This window comes from Sphingosinicella sp. BN140058, assembly GCF_004135585.1.
Taxonomy (GTDB): Bacteria; Pseudomonadota; Alphaproteobacteria; order Sphingomonadales; family Sphingomonadaceae; genus Allosphingosinicella.
The window spans coordinates 3,967,766-3,985,776 of record NZ_CP035501.1 but is presented as its reverse complement, the minus strand read 5'-3'; the positions used below and the strand labels follow the sequence as shown (position 1 = coordinate 3,985,776).

Annotated in this window: 19 protein-coding genes; 1 reads left to right on the top strand and 18 read right to left on the bottom strand. The window is 67.1% G+C overall.

Annotation, left to right across the window (positions count from 1 at the left end; all coding sequences use genetic code 11):
- Positions 1-25: 25 nt before the first annotated feature.
- Positions 26-151: a benenodin family lasso peptide gene (locus ETR14_RS17865; protein ID WP_165356510.1), complete on the bottom strand. Its 126-nt coding sequence runs from the start codon at positions 149-151 to the stop codon at positions 26-28.
- Between the two features lie 889 nt (positions 152-1,040).
- Here ETR14_RS17865 and ETR14_RS17855 point away from each other — a divergent pair.
- Entirely contained in the window at positions 1,041-1,655 is a 615-nt protein-coding gene (locus tag ETR14_RS17855) for an SOS response-associated peptidase family protein (RefSeq protein ID WP_129386956.1), read from the top strand.
- Between the two features lie 344 nt (positions 1,656-1,999).
- Here ETR14_RS17855 and ETR14_RS17850 read toward each other — a convergent pair whose 3' ends face one another.
- From ETR14_RS17850 to ETR14_RS17770, 17 genes are all read right to left on the bottom strand, one after another.
- On the bottom strand, positions 2,000-2,185 hold the full coding sequence (locus ETR14_RS17850; protein WP_129386953.1) for a hypothetical protein: 186 nt from the start codon (positions 2,183-2,185) through the stop codon (positions 2,000-2,002).
- 264 nt (positions 2,186-2,449) lie between these two features.
- Positions 2,450-2,647 (bottom strand): helix-turn-helix domain-containing protein, encoded by a 198-nt coding sequence (locus ETR14_RS17845; protein ID WP_129386950.1) that lies wholly within the window; start codon positions 2,645-2,647, stop codon positions 2,450-2,452.
- A 119-nt stretch (positions 2,648-2,766) separates the two neighbouring features.
- Positions 2,767-3,111 (bottom strand): hypothetical protein, encoded by a 345-nt coding sequence (locus tag ETR14_RS17840; RefSeq protein WP_129386947.1) that lies wholly within the window; start codon positions 3,109-3,111, stop codon positions 2,767-2,769.
- A gap of 61 nt (positions 3,112-3,172) precedes the next feature.
- Complete coding sequence (locus ETR14_RS17835) at positions 3,173-3,403, bottom strand: DUF2274 domain-containing protein (RefSeq protein WP_129386944.1); 231 nt, start codon at positions 3,401-3,403, stop codon at positions 3,173-3,175.
- Between the two features lie 4 nt (positions 3,404-3,407).
- A complete protein-coding gene (locus tag ETR14_RS17830) occupies positions 3,408-4,646 on the bottom strand; it encodes a TrbI/VirB10 family protein (protein ID WP_243455570.1) in 1,239 nt (412 codons plus the stop codon).
- Positions 4,643-5,488 (bottom strand): P-type conjugative transfer protein TrbG, encoded by an 846-nt coding sequence (gene trbG / locus ETR14_RS17825; RefSeq protein ID WP_129386941.1) that lies wholly within the window; start codon positions 5,486-5,488, stop codon positions 4,643-4,645. The genes ETR14_RS17830 and trbG overlap by 4 nt, the downstream gene beginning before the upstream one ends.
- Complete coding sequence (trbF, locus tag ETR14_RS17820; protein ID WP_129392060.1) at positions 5,485-6,273, bottom strand: conjugal transfer protein TrbF; 789 nt, start codon at positions 6,271-6,273, stop codon at positions 5,485-5,487. Before trbF ends, trbG begins: the two co-directional genes overlap by 4 nt.
- Entirely contained in the window at positions 6,273-7,577 is a 1,305-nt protein-coding gene (gene trbL, locus ETR14_RS17815) for a P-type conjugative transfer protein TrbL (RefSeq protein ID WP_129386938.1), read from the bottom strand. Before trbL ends, trbF begins: the two co-directional genes overlap by 1 nt.
- A 103-nt stretch (positions 7,578-7,680) precedes the next feature.
- On the bottom strand, positions 7,681-8,427 hold the full coding sequence (trbJ, locus tag ETR14_RS17810) for a P-type conjugative transfer protein TrbJ (RefSeq protein WP_129386936.1): 747 nt from the start codon (positions 8,425-8,427) through the stop codon (positions 7,681-7,683).
- Between the two features lie 5 nt (positions 8,428-8,432).
- A complete protein-coding gene (gene trbE / locus ETR14_RS17805) occupies positions 8,433-10,871 on the bottom strand; it encodes a conjugal transfer protein TrbE (RefSeq protein WP_129386934.1) in 2,439 nt (812 codons plus the stop codon).
- A complete protein-coding gene (locus ETR14_RS17800; protein ID WP_129386931.1) occupies positions 10,865-11,125 on the bottom strand; it encodes a VirB3 family type IV secretion system protein in 261 nt (86 codons plus the stop codon). The genes trbE and ETR14_RS17800 overlap by 7 nt, the downstream gene beginning before the upstream one ends.
- A complete protein-coding gene (locus ETR14_RS17795) occupies positions 11,122-11,451 on the bottom strand; it encodes a TrbC/VirB2 family protein (protein WP_371416822.1) in 330 nt (109 codons plus the stop codon). Before ETR14_RS17795 ends, ETR14_RS17800 begins: the two co-directional genes overlap by 4 nt.
- 7 nt (positions 11,452-11,458) lie before the next feature.
- Positions 11,459-12,409, bottom strand: coding sequence for a P-type conjugative transfer ATPase TrbB (trbB, locus tag ETR14_RS17790; protein WP_129392057.1), 951 nt, complete (start codon positions 12,407-12,409; stop codon positions 11,459-11,461).
- Between the two features lie 44 nt (positions 12,410-12,453).
- Complete coding sequence (locus tag ETR14_RS17785; RefSeq protein ID WP_129386925.1) at positions 12,454-12,858, bottom strand: CopG family transcriptional regulator; 405 nt, start codon at positions 12,856-12,858, stop codon at positions 12,454-12,456.
- 7 nt (positions 12,859-12,865) lie between these two features.
- The gene (locus tag ETR14_RS17780) at positions 12,866-14,878 is read right to left on the bottom strand and encodes a conjugal transfer protein TraG (protein WP_129386922.1); all 2,013 of its coding nucleotides are present in this window, start codon (positions 14,876-14,878) and stop codon (positions 12,866-12,868) included.
- A 1,165-nt stretch (positions 14,879-16,043) separates the two neighbouring features.
- Positions 16,044-17,420: a transposase gene (locus tag ETR14_RS17775; RefSeq protein ID WP_129386919.1), complete on the bottom strand. Its 1,377-nt coding sequence runs from the start codon at positions 17,418-17,420 to the stop codon at positions 16,044-16,046.
- Between the two features lie 108 nt (positions 17,421-17,528).
- A complete protein-coding gene (locus tag ETR14_RS17770) occupies positions 17,529-18,008 on the bottom strand; it encodes an ankyrin repeat domain-containing protein (protein WP_129386916.1) in 480 nt (159 codons plus the stop codon).
- Positions 18,009-18,011 lie beyond the last annotated feature (3 nt).

The following is an 18,011-nucleotide window of genomic DNA, read 5'->3' as shown; positions in this document are numbered from 1 at the left end:
GACAGCCGGACGCGCGCCGATCCCGTCAGTCGTCGGTGAGACCGGCCGGGACACGCTGGAGGCCCTCGAAATCCTCCTTCGCGCCGAGAATGCCTCGGGTGTCGGTGCTGACGACGCCGAGTTCGAGCAGGTCCTGGTTATCGCGGTTCATGGCTGTTTCCTTCCGTTTGAATGCCATGGCCATGGCACGGGAAAGAATAAGCCGATGCGGTCAGGTACCCAGCTTATAGTTCGGCTATAAGTCGATTGTTCAGCAGGCGCAGAGACGCCACCGGACTATGCGAGCTTGCCGAGACACCCCGCGGCGAAAATCGCGGCCTCCATGGCACCGGGGAATGAAGCCGGGTGTTGAGTGCATGAATGGACATGCGCCGCCACCTTTAACCGCGAGGGGCCTGGACATGCATGGCGGCCACCCGGCCGAACGAGGACTCGGCGGACACTTTTCCGTGCCCTGCCTTCCATCGCAACAATTGTCCGCTCCATTCCCGAGTGACAGGCAGGATGCCGCGGAGCCGCCCCTCCTCCAGGACCTTGCGGCCGAAGCGGCGCCGGGCGGGGCAGCGCATGTCGAAGGCGGGGCAATTGGCAGCGCATCGCCGATCTCGTACGATCCTGCCCGCCACCCGGGACGCGGGCGGGCGGTACGGGCGAGGCGCAATATGAGGGCGGGGAGATCGTCGCGGCAGGTAATTTGCTACTCTGCGCACGCCGCTTCCTCGCTCATGGCCTCTCTACAAGACATAGGCCGGGTGCTCAGCCTCGATTGCGGGGCCGGCAGATGAGCCTTCCCGACTGGGAGCTTTGGGCCTGTGCCAACGAGACGATTCGCCAGCATGGTGAGGATGCCGTGGCGCATTCCGAACGGCGCATCGACCAGCTGCTCCGCGACGGGATCTGGCGGGCGCTCGCACCTGGATGGCCATCCGGACCCGCATCGAACAGCTGCGGCCGCAGGCTCCGCCCACCCTGCAATGATGCCCTTGCGCGCCGTCCGGGATGCAGGCTTAACATCCGCGGGGAACAGGAAAGCGGGACGCATGTGCAATCGTTACAGGATGTCGGCCAAGCAGGAGGAAATCGCCCTCAGGTTCGGCATCGATCCGGCGATCGTGATGCCCGAACCGTCCCCGCTGCCGCCGCCCGAGCTGTTTCCCGACCGGATCGGCTGGATGGTACGCGAGGAGGGAGGACGCCGGCTGCTCGACACGGCCGCCTGGGGTTTTCCGACCAAGGTACGCGGCGCGAGCGGCAAGATGCTGGACAAGAAGGTGACCAACGTCCGCAACCTCTCCTCGCCCTTCTGGCGGTCCTCCCTCAAGGATCCGGCCCGTCGCTGCCTGGTGCCGGTCACCGACTTCTGCGAGTGGGAAGGCGAGAAGGGCGCCAAGCTCGCACGCTGGTTCTCGCTTCCTTCGCGGCCGATCTTTTCCTTTGCCGGGGTCTGGCGGCCGACGGAGGCTGGCAAGGCCTTCGCCTTCCTCACCTGCGGATATGACGGGGATCCGTCCACGCACATCGTCGGCCGGGTCCATCCCAAGGCCTGTCCGGTCATCCTGCACGAGGAAGACGAGGCACGATGGCTCGGCGGCGACACGGATGACATCTGCACCCTCGCGGCCGCTTTCCCCTCGCAGCTGATGTGCGTGGCCTGAGCCGCGGCGAACGCCCTCCCCGGCGATGCACGCAGGTTCTGAGCATCGGCGAACATCGAATGGGCAGTCGCATCGACAGGAAGTCGCAAATGGCTAAGCTGCATCGCGGCGACCGTCCCTCTTCGCCGCATTGCCCGCATGCGTTACCACGAGCGCAGGCGGGAGCCCCTTTGGCGGAGAGCGGTGCGGGTCGCTTCCGTGCCCACCACGGGATCCGCATCCTCGAAGCCCGAGCCCCCTAGCGAGTGCTTCGATATCGAGACGGTCGCCAACAGGATCCTCGAGGGCGCCAAGGTCCCGGCAGGGATCGAAATCCACGCGAGTCCCGGACTCAGGCCCTGCGCTCAGGGCCGGCGTTCCCGCTTCCGGCGCGCGGCAAGCTTGAACGCCGACCGACGCGCCTCCCGTCGGGCCCTGGCATCGATCACCAGCGCGATACCGAGGCAGGCGCGGTAGATGAGCCAGCCGAGGCCGCCGAGCAGGGCAGCCGCGGCAGATCCGGCGGCCGAGATTATGATAAGCTGTTCCATGGGCATCCGGGACAAGAATGGCACGAGACTCGAAGCCGAGCCGTCCTCCATGCCTACCCAGAAGATGCGAAAAACGCAAGGATTTGTTTCCGATTTGTTCCAAGACGGTGATTAGCGGGTTTTGCGATCGGGGTTGTCCCGCAGGCTGGACGGGAGGTCGCAAGGAGGCCCGTGAGCCATGACCGGCACCGTGGCAGAAGTCGAGGCGCCTGCCTGGTCTCCTGCCTTCCGTCGGGAGCAATCAGGGCACGCCCGGATCGAGGATCACGGTCGTGGCGGCGGGAGCAGGAACGCCGTCAGGCTGCGCATCGTGATCAGGGTCATCGAGCCCACCTTGACCACCTCGATATGCCCCTCCTGAATCAACATGTACATCTTGGAGCGGCCGATGCCGGTGAGACGGCATGCCTCCCGAACCCGCACGGTGATCGGCATCGAAGCCTCCGCGGCCGCGCCGCCCATGGCTCCTTCGCCGACACTGCGCACCGACATGGTCAACGTCCCCGGTCCAGCTGGAATGCCAAGTCGCCGTCCCCGAGCCGCCGCGCGACCCGCGCGACGAACCGCTCTCGTCCGATCGCCTAAGCGGCCGTGTCGTCTTCCGGAAATCGCGCGTTGAAGACCGGCATAAGGCGAATGACCAACGCGGAGCTTTCCAGCTCGAAATGGCGATTCCGATCGATACGCTCGCGCGGGTTCGATGTCCGGTCGCGCCGGCGTGAGAACCACTCGCGCGCGTCGCCCCGGCGTAGATTCAGCCAACCGCACAGGGTCAAGAATGGGCAGATGGCAAGGCCACCCAATGGCGGCCAAGCCGGGCAACGCCCCGGCTGAGAGGCCAGCAGCGCAGCAAGCCATCGAGACGCGCCCCATTTCCCGGGGAACACGGTCGGGATTTTCCCGGCACAAAATCCGGTCTGCGTCACGTCGAGGCTCCCGCCGGTGGACGAGAGTCGATCCGGACAATCACAGCTTCCGGCACATCCATCACTTGTCGCTGTCCCGCATGGCATCCCGCGCCCGCACGAATGCGCGATCGCTTTCGAGGAAGCTGGCGAGAATTGCCGGGATGAGCTCCGCTATCGGCTCCTCCTCGCCATAGGCCGCCGCGTAGACGCGGGCATAATCCTGCAGCGCCTGGTGAAGACCCGGTGGCAGGGTGATCGTCGCCTTGACCGGGGTGCGATCCGGCAATCTTGCGAGCCTCAGCTCCGGCATGAACTCACTCCTTCCAGGGCGCGAGGACAAGGTCGCGATGAACGACGAGGCGGACGGGTGCGCCAGGCCGGATGGTGATGGTCGGCGGGATCTGCAGGTTGCGGGCGGTCAGCTGATCTCCCGCCCGGGACGTGTTCTGCTGCGTCGACTCTCGTATCGCCTGGACGAGATCGCTCTCGCCGGAGAAGGTCAGGCTCGCGCCGACGCCGAGGAGCGTCGAAATCGCGGCGCCTTTCAACAGCGTCCAGGTGTGGAAGTCGACCTCGTCGGCGAGGCCGGCATAGCCCGAGGGGTCCGTTGCAGGCACGTCGTCGAGACGCACCGAACTGCCATCGGGCATGATGATCCGCTGCCAGACGACCAGGGCACGACGCTGGCCGAATGCGATCACGCTGTCATAGCGCCCGATCAACCGCGCGCCTTGTGGTATCAGCAGCCGCGTGCCGGTTGCGCTGTCGAACACGCGCTCGGTGACCTGGGCGATCACGATCCCCGGCACATCGGACCTGATCCCCGTGATCAGGCTCGCGGCGATCAGGCTTCCTGCAGACAGCATGTCGGGCGACGCGGGCGGCGTCAGCCGATAACGATTGACGTCGGAGCCGCCGTCCCGAGAGCTGACGACGTCGGCCTTCCGCTGCTGGTTCGCGGATCCCCGATCGGGCTCGGTTGCACCTCGTGAGGCATCGACCCTTTGCTCCGGCGCGGCATCGAGCGTCGCCCCGGCGGAGGCCGGCCGATCCGATCGGGTGCTTACCGCGACGAGCAATCCCGACTCCCGTGCCGCGCGCAGGTCCGCAGCCCGCTTCTCCCGCTCGATCTCCGCAGCCTCTCTTGCCGGCTCCGCCGCTTGCGCCGCTGGTTCGTTCAGGTTCTTGCGCTGGTGCTCGAGGATCGGCCGGCCCAGATCCCCGGGCAACGGAGGTCCCAATCTGGGCACCTCGCCATAATCTCCAGGGAGATTGCTCACGGCCTCCGCGCTCGGCTTTGCCACCACAACCCGACCATCAGGCGGCGCGCGGAAGCGGAAAGACGACGATCCGAATGCCGTCCACGCGGTGACTGCAAGTCCGACGGAGCCGAGCGCCGCGGCCGCGATGATCGCGCCACGCTTGAACCGGATCACGCGCGGCGGGTCCGCGCGCAATGCGAGCGATTCCGGATCCGCCTTGGCAGGCGCAGGCGCAGGCGCAGGCCCGGAAGCATCGACCGCCATGGGCGGTTGTTGCGCCTCGGCGTTCATGACCCGCTCCGCGACGTTGCGCCCTCCAGCCGGCGAATGCGCACCTTCACCTGCTTCCTGGTGCCCAGCCGGAGCTCCGCGGCTTCGAAGATGCGGTCGACCACATAGAAGCGGCCCCTGACGCGGTAGTTGACCAGCTCGGCCTCTTCGCCAGGTCCGAGCAGGAAAATGGGTGGCGCCTCGCCGACGGCGAGCGTCTCCGGAAACTCGATGAAGGTGCGCCGCCCGTCGTCGAAGGCACGCACGGGACGCCACGACGGTCGGTCTCCCGATATCGCATAATTGAAGCGCAGCTGCTCGACCTCGAGTCCTGCCGCCACCGGTGATGCCGCCTCGGCCGCGGCCGCCTGATGTTCGAGCGCGATCAGCGCATCGGCGGGGTAGGTCCAGGACAGCGACGTCATCGCTGACCTCGCCACGCTGGTGAGCGCGACATAATAAGTGCGCCTGTCGGTGGTGATGACGAGGTTGGTGGCAAGGCCTGGGCCGAACGGCTTGACCAGCACGTGCGTCCGCTTGTCGGGACCGGATCCGCTCGTGGTGTCGCCGATCACCCAGCGCGCCGTGTCCCCGCTTGCGACTGCTACCAGTGTCTCGCCGGGCTGGAGCGCGATGTCAGTCACCCGTCCGGGCGCGGTGATCACCTCATAGGTGGTCCCTTGCGCAAAGGGCTGGACCGACACTGCACCCGCGAAGCCCCGCCCGGCGGCCGCCCGCGGCAAGCTCCCCGGCGGTGGCGCCACGTTTCGGGCAGGCGGTCCGCCCAGCGACGCGCAGGCATCCCCTGCCGCAGCGGCAAGACAAGTGGCAAGCATCAGGGAAGGTCGAAGAGAGTGGATCATGGCTGAACCTCCGGGCGGACATTCGGACGATTGGCGGCATCGGGATCGACGGGGGAGCCCGACGGCATCCAGCTGGGCGGCTGCAGGCGCGCCGCGGCCGCCGGGTCGAGCTCACGAGTCCAGTCGATCGCATCGACATAGATGCCGAGCGGGTTCGCGCGGAGCGTCTCCGCGGACGCGGGCGGCCTGGTCACGATCGTCACCATAGCCGTCCAGTGCGACGACCCCGCTTCGCTGCCGCGGTCGTAGACCGTCTCGGTCCATTTCACCTGAAACGAATGGTCGGACGCACGCACCACGCTGGTGACCTGGACCGACACCGCCCGGTCCCCGACGCGCGCGAACGGGTCGGCGGCACGCGCATAATCGTTCAGGAATTTCGCGCCGCGTTCGGTCGCAAAGTCGTAGGCCGACAGCCAGGCGCGGCGCATCAGCACCGGATCGAGCGAGACGCCGCGCACATTCTCGACGAACCTTGCGAGGTGCCAGGCGATCTGCGCGTCGTTGGGCCGGAACGTCGCCTCCGCTCTGGACACCGCCCGGGCTTCGCCGAGGCGGTCGACCTCGACCACATAGGGAACGATGCGGCTCTGGAGCGACTGCCAGAGAAGTCCCCCCGACAGCGCACTGCTCAGCGCCAGGGTGCAGAAGGCCATCAGTCGCCAGTTGCGTGCCTGGACCCGTGCGGAGCCGATCCTCTCGTCCCAGACCTGGGCTGCCCTTTGGTAGGGCGTTTCGGGTTGCGGTGTCCGTCCAAAACGCTGGACGGCGCGCTTGAAGATCATCACTCGTCCCTTTCCTTGATGTCAGGGTGGGCGGACGCGCCGCCGCGGTCGCCTTGCTGGAGAGCATGCAGGACGGCTTGCTGATGGTGGCGCGCCGTTTGCCGGCTGCGCAGCGCCTGCGCCCAGGCGGGCGTCTGCGCCGTCGGCTCCGGGCTCGGGGAACCACCGTCCGCGCGCTTTCGATTGAGTGCGTTCCATGCCGCTGCGCGGCCGCGCTCCGCGGCCTCGCCGAGGCCGAGCGTGGCTGACGCGCGGTTGCGCATCGCACCGCCGGCGGCCCGTGCGACGCCGCCGAGCCCCGCGCCAACGCTTGGTGACGACGCGGTCTCCTTGCCGAGACTGTAAGCGGTCGATGCCGCCGATCCCATGGAGGTGCCGGCCCGGACAGCACCGAGCGCGGCGCCCCCGGCGGCGCGAGCGGCGCCAGCCGCCGCGCCTCCCGCAAGCAAGGTCACTCCGGCGGCGCCTGCGGCGGTGCCGAGCGCCGCGCCGGCGCCGAGCTGGGGCGCACCGGCGACCAGGCCCGACGCGATGCCCGGCCCGAAGATCCCGAGGCCGAACAGCGACAGCGCGCCCAGCGCCAGGCTCATGGCGGCAGCGAGGTCCGGTTCCTGCCTCTGCATCGAGGTCGTGAACGCCTCGAAGAAATTGGCGCCGATGCCGACGATCACCGCCAGCGCCATCACCTTGATGCCTGACGAGACCACGTTGCCGAGCACCCGCTCGGCGAGGAAGGCGGTGCGGTTCCAGAGCGCAAACGGGACCAGCACGAAGCCGGCGAGGCTGGTCAGCTTGAACTCGATGATCGTCACGAACATCTGCACGGCGAGGATGAAGAAGGCGAGGATGACGATCGCCCAGGCGAAGAGCAGCACCGAGATGGTCAGGAAATTCTCGAAGAAACTGACGAACCCCATCATGCCCGAGGCCTGCTCCAGCAGGGGCCAGGCGGCCGAGTATCCGGTCGCGGCAAGGCGGCCCGGCCGCAGCAGGTCCTCGGCGGACAGGGTCCCTCCCCCAGCCGTCAGCCCGGCCTGCGCGAACGACCGGAAGATGATGTCGGCGAGCAGCGAGAAGCTGTTCAGGATCAGCGAGAAGGCGCCGATATAGAGGATCTTGCGGAGGAAGCGGCCGATCACATTGTCCTCGCCGCCCACCGCCCAGAACAGGCCGGCAAGCGTGATGTCGATGCCGATCAGGGTTGCCGTGAGGAACTGGACGTCGGCGCCGAGCAGCCCGAACCCGCTGTCGATGTAGCGGATGAAGGCTTGCAGGAAGCGGTCGATGACGTTGAGGTCGGTCACGCATCTTGTCCAGCGTAAGGGGTGGAGCGAGGCGCTCGGGAGCCGGGAAGCCGGGCGGCGATGCGGCTTCACGCTTGCCCGCCGCCCGGCATCGGGCGGGCGTTCAGTCGGGCGTGTAAGCGGACCCGGATCCGAGGAACTTGCTGGTGGCGGCCTGTCCCTCCGCCTCGGCCTGGGCGCGGCGTGCCGCGTCCGTGGCTTCGGCACGATATTGGGCAGCCATCAGAGTCTGGATCTGGAATTGCTGCTTGGCGGTCAGCGCGAGCAGCTGGTTCGCGGCCTGCTGCGCCTGGAGCGCGCCTTCGGCGCCCTGGCTCCTGCCGACGATCCGATCCAGCGCCTCGGCGTCGGCCTTCAAATTGGCCATCAGCTGAGACTGGACGCCGATCGCCCGGCGGAACCCCGCCCGCGCGGCCTCCAGCCGTGCCTTGGCGTCGATCACGCGCTGGTGCGCGCCGATCCCCGCATCGACTCCCTGCGGAAACAGCCGCTCCAGGCGTGCGTCGAGACCGTCGATCCCGAAATCCAGCCCTTGCGCCTGCGCCATCAGCCGGTCGATTGCCTCCAGGTCGCCGGTCAATTGCCGCAGCTCCGGGAAGTCGATCCTGGACAGGTTCTTCGCCTGGTTGCTCAGCATCCGTGTTTCGTTCTGTAGCGACTGGATCTGGTTGTTGATCTGCTGCAGCGTCCGCGCCGCGGTAAGCAGATTCTGGCTGTAATTGGTCGGATCGAACACCTTGAGCTGCGCGTGCGCGGGCGCTGCAGAGATGCCAAGCGCACAAGCGAGAGACCCCAAAGCGGCGATGCCGAGCGCCGTGACGACGAGATATTTGCGGGTGGACGTGCGCATGTCATCTACTCCTTCGGTTGATCGTCGGGAAAGTCGGCGAGGAGGTCGGCGGCCCAGTCGAGGCCGGCGCTTTCGAGGAAGCGGGCCGCGAAGGCCTCGGGGCCATGCTCGGCGAGCAAGGCATCGATGCGCGCCTGGCTCGCCGGATCGGAGGCGCCGCAAAATGCGAGCGCGATCGGCCCGAGCCCAAGCTCGAACAGGCGGTTGCCGCGCGCGGACTGCAGGTAATAATGGCGCTTGGGCGTTGCGCGGCTGACCAGTTCGATCTGCCGGTCGTTCAATCCGAACCGCGCATAGGCCTCCCGCGACTGCGGCTCGATTGCCCGGTCGTTGGGCAGGAGGATTCGCTGCGGACAGCTCTCGAGGATTGCGGGAGCGATAGCGCTTCGGGCAATGTCGGCGAGGCTCTGGGTGGCGAACAGCACCGCCACGTTCTTCTTCCGCAAGGTCTTCAGCCATTCGCGGATGCGGGCGGCGAACAGGGGATGGTCGAGAAAGATCCAGGCCTCGTCGAGCACCAGCAGGGTCGGACGTCCGTCGAACCGCTCCTCCAGCCGGTGAAAAAGGTAGGTCAGCACCGGGGCGACCACGCCTGTCCGGCCCATCAGCGCCTCGGTCTCGAAACATTGCACGTCGCAAAGCGCGAGGCCCTGCTCCGCGGCGTCGAGCAGGCGGCCGTACGGGCCCTCGAGCGTGTAGGCGGCGAGCGCGGTGCGGAGCGCCGCCGACTGGAGCAGAATGGCAAGGCCGGTGAGCGTACGCTCCTCGGCAGGCGCCGAGGCAAGGCTGCCGAGCGCCGACCACACCACTTCCTTGACCTCGGGCGTGACCGCGACCCCGTCCTGGGCCAGCAGCGCCGTTATCCATTCCGCTGCCCAGCTGCGCTCCGCCGGATCGTCGATCGCACGGAGAGGCTGGAAGGCGAGGTCTCCGCCGCCGTCTTTCTCCTGCCCCAGCGCATGATGGGCGCCGCCCATCGCCAGCACCGCCGCCCGGGCCGAATAGCCCTTGTCGAAGATATAGACCTGCGACCCGGCATAGCGCCGGAACTGGAAGGCGATGAGGGCGAGCAGCACCGACTTGCCGGCACCGGTGGGGCCGACGACGAGCATGTGGCCGACGTCGCCGACATGGGTCGAGAGCCGGAACGGCGTCGATCCGCTGCTCTGCGCATGGAGCAAGGGCGGTCCGCCGAAATGGCGATTGGCTTCGGGTCCGGCCCAGACCGCCGACAGCGGCATCAGATGGGCAAGGTTCAGGGTGTGAACCAGCGGCTGGCGCACATTGGCATAGACCTGGCCCGGCAGCGAGGACAGCCACGCCTCGACCGCGTTCACGCTCTCGCGGATGCAGGTGAAGCCGAGGCCGTTGACCACCCGCTCGACCGCCCGCACCTTGTCCTCGACGCGCGCGCGGTCGGTGTCGGCGACGGTTATGGTGGTGGTCAGATGGCCGAACGCGACATGATCGGCGCCGAGCAGCTGCAGGGCGAGATCGGCATCGACGACCTTGTTGTCGGCATCGCTGTCGAGCAATTGCGCCGGCTGGTTGTACATCACCTCGCGCAGCAGGGCGGTGACCGACTTGCGCTTGTTGAACCATTGCCGCCGGATTCGGGTCAGCGCCCGCGTCGCCTCGCTCGTGTCGAGGGCGATGAAGCGGGTTACCCAGCGATAGCCGAAATCCTGGTGGTTGAGCGCGTCGAGCAGGCCGGGACGGCTGAGGCTCGGGAATCCGAGCAGGGTCAGCGTGCGCAGGTGAAGGGCACCGAGCTTCGGCTCGAGGCCGCCGACGAGCGGCGTGTCGGCGAGCACCGCGTCGAGATAGACGGGCGTCTCCGGCACTCCGACCCGGTGGCGCCGATCGGAGATCGTGCCGTGCAGATAGGTAAGCGTCTCGGCATCGCCGAGTGCCCGCACCTCCGGCATGAACCCCGACAGGAGATCGAGCACCCGATCGGTCTCGGCGACGAATCCGGCAAGCGCCGCACGCCAGTCCCGCCCTTGCGCCTCACCCGGCCGTTCGACGAGGGTGCGCGCGGCCGCGTCCTTGCCGTCCGCAGGCGGCAACCACAGCAAAGTCCCGTGAAAGACGCTCTCGAAGTGGCGGCCGGCCGCCTCGAAGCCGGCGCGGCGCTCCTGGTCGACCAGCCAGGATGCCGCATCCGGGAAGCGGCCTTCCGGATAACCCTGGGCCTCCCGCCGCTCGGCTTCGAAGAACAGGGCCCAGCCCGAGCCAAGCCGCTTCAGCGCATTGTTGGCGCGGGCGCAGGCGGAGACGAGCTCGGCCTCGGTCGCGCTTTCGAGATCGGGACCACGAAAGGCGAAGCTGCGCTGGAAGCTCCCGTCCTTGTTCAGCACCACGCCCGGCGCCACCGACGCCGCCCAGGGCAGGTGGTCGGCGAGACGGTCCGCCCGCGACCGATATTCGGCGAGGTTCAGCATCCCCAATAGCCCTTCTGGTTCAGGTGACGGAGCAGGACGGGCCCGAAATCCGGGTCGCGGCGCGCGGCGAACACGGCGACGCTGTGCCCGCCTGCCCACAGGAAGAGGCCGACCAGCCATTGCTGCAGCCCGAGGCCGACGGCCGCCGCGATCGTGCCGTTGACGATGGCGATCCCGCGCGGCGCGCCGCCGAGCAGGATCGGCTGCCCGAGGCTGGCATGGATCGGCGCCTCGTATCCGTCGATGTGGCTCATGCGATCAGAGCTCCGCCGGCAAAGCTGAAGAAGGACAGGAAGAAGGATGAGGCCGCGAACGCGATCGACAGGCCGAACACGATCTGGATCAGGCGCCGAAAGCCGCCGGCGGTCTCGCCAAAGGCAAGCGTCAGGCCGGTGGTGATGATGATGATCACCGCGACGATCTTTGCGACCGGCCCCTGCACCGACTCCAGCACCTGCTGCAGCGGCTCCTCCCACGGCATGCCGGAGCCGCTGGCATGGGCTGCGCCGGCGAACGTCACACAAAGGCCGGCAGCCATGCCGGTCAGCAGCAGGCGGGCAGAAACGAAAGTGCGAAACATGCGCATGTCAGTCTCCTGTGTGGTTCGAGGGTGATGCGAAGAGATCGCGGAGTGCGTAGCCGCCGTCCGGATCGAGGCCAGCGACACAGGCGATGGTTTCGATGCGCCGCCCGGCACCCCGGCCGGCGATGAACACGATCGTGTCGATGGCGTCGGCGATCAGTTGCCGCGGCACGGTGACCGCGACTTCCTGGATGAGCTGCTCGATACGGTGGAGCGCCGATCCGGCGCTGTTGGCATGAACGGTGGCGATCCCGCCGGGATGGCCGGTGTTCCAGGCCTTGAGCATGTCGAGAGCCTCGCCGCCCCTCACCTCGCCGACGATGATCCGGTCGGGCCGCAGGCGAAGGGTCGAGCGCACGAGATCGCCCATCGTCACGAAGCCGGCCCGCGTGCGCAGCGCAACCGTGTCGGGTGCAGGCGACTGCAGCTCGCGCGTGTCCTCGATCAGGATCACCCGTTCATCGAGATGCGCCATTTCGGCCAGCAGCGCATTGGCGAGCGTCGTCTTGCCCGAACTGGTGCCCCCGGCAACGAGGATGTTGCGGCGTTCGACCACAGACAACGACAGCAATCGTGCCGCCTGGGCGGGCATGATGCCGTCGCGGACATAGTCGGAGAGCGTGTAGATCCGGGCGGCGGGCTTCCGGATCGAGAAGCAAGGACCGGGCGCCACGGGCGGAAGGATGCCTTCGAAGCGCTCGCCGGCGCCCTGGCCGTGCGGCGGCAGCTCGGCCGAGACGATCGGCCGCTCGGCATCCACTTCGGCACGGACATGCGACGCCACCAGCCGGATGATCCGTTCGACCTGCGCCTGTTCGAGCGTCACATCGGTCGCGACGCGCCCCTGCCCGAGGATATCGACGCGAAGCGCCCCGTCGGGATTGACCATGATCTCGATCACGCGCGCATCGGCGAGAGCAGCGGCGATGGCCGGCCCCATGGCGGTGCGCAGCATCGACCGACGGCGCTCCGCCGCCACCGCACCCGCGGCGAGCGCGCTCACGACAGGCCTCCGTTCGGATCCACCGGTCCGAGCGTTCGGCGGCCCGCGGCGATCTGCCGACCGACCTGGGCGACGAAGGCCTCGAACCGGTCGCGCCCGACCGCGCGCGCGGCGGCATCCGCCTCCGGCAAGGGGGCGGTGACCATCAACTGGTAGCGGACAAACAGCGACAGGCTTTCGAGCAGCACGTCGATGTCGCGCCGCGCGCCGGCAATCTCCCGCGACATCCGGTCGAGGCGCGGCTTGAGGAGCTCGTCCACCTCCCGCGCCCCACGCCGGGCGAGCCAGGCTTTCAGCGCATCGTTGACGATGTGGCTCTTGTTGCCGCGCGAGCCTGCGGCGAGCGTCTCCAGTGCCCGGCTGAGCTCGTGGTCGATATAGAGGTTCTGGCGGACCTTCATCGCCGCCTCACACTCCGGGAACGAGGTCGCGGCCGGCGCCCTCGTTCACCGCATAGCCGCGGGCCACTGCGCTGAGGCCTCGTGCCTGGTCCATCGCTTTCTTGTCCGCGGCGACGTCCTCGTCGTCCGGCACAAGCTCCGGCGGGCGCGCGGCATCGACCTCGGCGGCCTTGTTCGTCTGCTCGGGCAGGCCGGGGTGACGCTGCTGCTGCAAGCCCTCCTCCTCACCCGTGCCAGCCTCGGGCGCCTGCTCGAGGCGCGCATCGGTACGGCCCCGCCGTTCCGTCCAGTCGTCGCCGCGCACCGGCGGCCGGTCAGGATAGGGCCCCGGCTCCACCTGCGGCGGGGGCGCGAGACGAGCGGTGAAGTTGCGATCCTCGAAGTAGCGCAGCTTGCGGGCACGGATCGGCGCAAGCCCGGAGACCAGCACCAGCTCCTCCTCCGGCGGCAGCTGCATCACCTCGCCCGGGGTCAGCAGCTGGCGGGCGGTCTCCTGCCGGCTGACCATGACGTGGGCGAGCCACGGCGCAAGGCGGTGCCCGGCATAATTGCGCATCGCGCGCTGCTCGGTGGCAGTGCCGAGCGCGTCCGAGATGCGCCTGGCGGTGCGCTCGTCATTGGTCGCGAACGCCACCCGCACGTGGCAATTGTCGAGGATCGAATTGTGCTCGCCATAGGCCTTCTCGATCTGGTTGAGGCTCTGGGCGATCAGGAAGGCGCGGATGCCGTAGCCGGCCATGAAGGCAAGGCTGGTCTCGAAGAAGTCGAGCCGCCCGAGCGCCGGGAATTCGTCGAGCATCAGCAGCAGCGGCCTGTGCTGCCGCGCCCCGTCCAGACGCTCGGTCAGGCGCCGTCCGATCTGGTTCAGGACGAGGCGGACCAGCGGCTTGGTCCGGCTGATGTCGGACGGCGGGATGACGAGATAGAGCGAGCAAGGCCGCGTGCCGTCGACAAGGTCGGCGATCCGGAAGTCGCAGCGCGACGTCACCTCGGCGACGGTCGGATCGCGGTACAGGCCGAGGAACGACATCGCCGTCGACAGCACGCCGGAGCGCTCGTTCTCACTCTTGTTGAGCAGTTCGCGCGCCGCGGAGGCGACCACCGGATGCACCCGGGGATGGTCGTCGTCGCCGAGATGATTGGTGCTCATCATGACGCGAAGCGTCGAGACGAAGCTGCGCTGCGGATCCGACAGGAAGGTCGCCACCCGGGCCAGCGTCTTCTCTCCGTCCGCATAGAGGATGTGGAGGATCGCGCCGACCAGCAGGGAGTGGCTGGTCTTCTCCCAATGGTTGCGCCGCTCCAGCGCCCCCTCGGGGTCGACGAGGATGTCAGCGATGTTCTGGACGTCGCGGACCTCGTCAGCGCCGCGCCGGACCTCCAGCAGGGGGTTGTAATGCGCCGACGCCGGATCGGTCGGATTGAACAGCAGACAATGCGAGAAGAGCGACCGCCAGCCGGCCGTCAGCGTCCAATTCTCGCCCTTGATGTCGTGCACGACGGCCGAGCCGGTCCAGGACAGCAAGGTCGGCACGACGAGGCCGACGCCCTTCCCCGACCGCGTCGGCGCAAACGCCATGACATGCTCGGGTCCGTCATGCCGCAGATAGCGGCCGCTCAAGGTCCCGAGCATCACGCCGGCAGAACGGAACAGGCCGGCGCGGTTCACCTCGGCTGAAACCGCCCAGCGTGCCGATCCGTAGGTGGTCAGGACGCCGCTCTGCCGTGCCCGCCACAACGACCCGACGATCGCCGCAGCGCACCCCAGGAAGCCGCTGCCCGCCGCCAGCATCCCTGCCTTGTCGAAGATCTCGGGCGCATAGGCGTCGAAATGGTACCACCAGCCGAACAGAGCCCAGGGCGGGTAGATCGGCAGACCACCAACCGATGCCCATGCGGGCCCGAGCTCCGGCTGATAGGCCAGCATCGCCGCAGCCCATTGGGTCGCAGCCCACAGGCCGGCGAGCACGATCGCGAAGATGATCAGGATCTGCCCGATGAGGAATCTGGTCGGCGTCACGTCGAGGCTCCCGCCGGTCGACGGGAGTCGATCCGGACGGCCCAAGACTCAGCGAATACTCAAAGAAACGGAATGGACGTGATGGGACGTGATTGGTCATCAACGGTCATTCCGGGCTGCGGTCAAAAATAAACTCGCCAAGAGTCGCCGACGGGACAAGCTCGTGCTGGGCGGCGGAAACGGCTGGATGTGGGACAAAGCCGCCGTTCCCGACGATGGCGGCGAATGACCGCTTTGCTACCCCGAAGCGGTCGTTCCCGGTGCGCTCTGCGAATGACTGCTTCGGGCCATATTAGCGGACCTTGCAACTCGGTCTGGCGAATGTCGGCTTTGGAGCACGTGATTGATGCGCTCGCGCGCGACGCTGACCCGATCCGCGCTGTAGCGCATTGGTCCTGATGGTGGCGGCGCTCTCGTCAGCCTGCCTGGCGAGAGCGGACGTAGCCCGCGCCGGCGCTGGCTTCCGACCGCTACAGCTGAAACGGGTGGAAAGGCGACATCGCTCGTGCAACGATGCTCGTGGAGCGTGCAACGATGCTCGTGGAGGTAGCCGATGCGTGTTTCCGTCTGCTTGGGCTTGGTGCCGCTTTTCAGTTCGCCGGCAATTGCCTGCGACACCGGTCCCTTTCCGGTCGAGTTCAAGGGCTCGGGCGCGGCAACTGAGCTTACCTCCGCGGCGAAGCAGGTTCTCGACAACCAGGTCTACCTTTTCCGAATGGGGGCAGGAGGCCGGGTTCTTGTCACCTTCTACGTCCCGAAACGGGAACCCCGTTCCGCAGCGCAAGTGCGTAGCGCGCGCGAGCGAGCGATCCGCTCGTATCTCTCGAGCCAGGGGCTTGCGACGGGGAATTTATCAGTGAGAACACGCCAAGGCCCACCGCCTCCTGATGCACGAGTTCGTTCTGAAGCTTTGGCAGGAGTGGCCGTCGAACTGATCTCAAGCTGCGGCTGAACGGAACGGCTTCGTTGGTCCGCTTCGGGTCGATCCGCGCTGTAGCCCCCTGATCCTGCCGGTGGCGGCGCGATCGTCAGCCCGCCTGGCGAAAGCGGACGTAGCCCGTGGCGCCGCCGGCTCCGGACCGGAACAGCTGAATCGGGTGGATAGTGTTGAAAAACGTCTGCTTCTAACAAGAGCGGACGTTGCAAATGAGGAGGGGCGCCTACCTCATCCTGCCATCGCAGGAGCCCCGCTCGGGATCAGCTTGGCGAGGTTGCGGAGGTTCTGGGCGGTGGCGGCGAGGTGGAACTCGTCTTTGGCTCCATTTGGCCCCCTGAGGCGGAGGCGATCGAGCTTCAGGATGCGCTTGAGGTGCGCGAACAGCATCTCGACCTTCTTCCGTTCGCAGCGGGAGACCAGGTAGGCATCGGTCTTAGCGATGTCGCGCGCCATGTCGCGTGCGCCTTCGTGGATCGATCGCTGCACGTTTCGCTGTGGCTGTGTCGGGCAGCAGCGCGCCTTGAGGGCGCAAGCGCGGCAATCTGCCAAGGAGGCGCGATACCGCATTAGACCATGCTCATCGACACCGACGCGCGGCGTGGAAAAGGCACGGCGATAGTGCATCAGCTGCTTGCCGGCCGGACAGATGTAGACGTTGCGCTTGTGGTCGTAGGTGAAGTCGGACCGCGAGAATGTCCCATCGCTGCGTGACGACTTCTCGAAGACAGGAATGTGCGGCTCGATGCCACGCTCGTGAACCAGCCACGCCAGGTTCTCGGCCGAACCATAGCCGGTGTCCGCCACCAGTTTCTGCGGCCATATCCCGAAGCGATCCTGGGTTCGTTCGATCATTCGCCGCTGCGCCGTCACCTCGGCCTGGCGGATCGACGTGGTCGCCTCGACATCCATGATCACCGCATGCTTGAGGTCGATCAGATAGTTGGTCGAGTAGGCGAAATAGGCAAAGCCGCCCTCGGCCGCAGTCCAGCGCGAGGCGGGATCGGCGATCGAAATGAACTTCGGCGCGACCGGCGTCGCCGCGCCGAACGCGGCATCGTCGAGCACCGCCAGATATTCCTGCACCGCATGGCTCGTCGCGTCCGCGGGAAGTCCCTCGCTGCCGGAGACGCCCCGCTGCCGGTTGGCGTCGGCCTTGATCAGACTGGCGTCGACCGCGAAGCCCTCGCCGCCGACCAGACCTTCGGCCATGCAGCGTTCGACCGTCGCCTCGAACAAGCGCCGCAGCAGATCGCTGTCACGAAAGCGGCCATGCCGGTTCTTCGAAAATGTCGAATGATCCGGCACCGCGGCAGCGAGGTCGAGACGGCAGAACCAGCGATAGGCAAGGTTGAGGTGCACCTCCTCGCACAGCCGCCGTTCGGAGCGGATCCCGTGCGTATAGCCGATGATCAGCATGCGGATCATCAACTCCGGATCGACCGAGGGCCGACCAGTCTCGCTGTAATAGGGCCGCAGATGCTCGCGAATGCTCGACAGGTCGACGAACCGGTCGATACGCCTCAGCAGGTGGTCGTCGGGAACATGGCGCTCCAGGCTGAACCCGTAGAACAGCGCCTCCTGCATCACCGTCCGCTCACCCATCATCGGCTCGCCTCCCGCCTTGCTCAGGAGCAGTGAATCAGAGCCCAGTCGACAGTGCAACGGGAGTTTTTCAACACTATCGGTGGATTCCAGACGTTCGCTGAAGTGGGATCAGGCTTCCGTTATCGCCAACCGAGCCGCCAAATCGTGATGTCCAGCGTGACGAGCGTAGTCAGCAGCAGTGTACCCATGCGAACGCCGATCCGGACTCGCTCCCGACCGGATCAGCATCTCAACAATGCCGTCGTGTCCATCCCGCGCGGCCTGCATCAGCGCTGTGACTCCGTCTGCGGCCGCGTTGACGTCCACGTGCGCATCTATAAGTTCGCTGACCAAATCAGCGTTGCCGCTTTGAACCGCGTAGATGAGGCAATTCGCGTCTGAAGGCTCCGTCGCGGCATTGGGATCTGCGCCCGCGTCGAGCAATGCTCTGACGACGGGTAGTTGCTCACCTACTCCTCCTCGGAAGCAGGAACAGAGGAGGGGCGTATATCCTTGCTCATCTCGAGCCCGAGGATCGTGACCCGATTGCAGCAGGCGTTCGAGTTCCTCGAGATCGGCATTGTAGGCGGCTAGGTGCAGCGGTCCCATCGA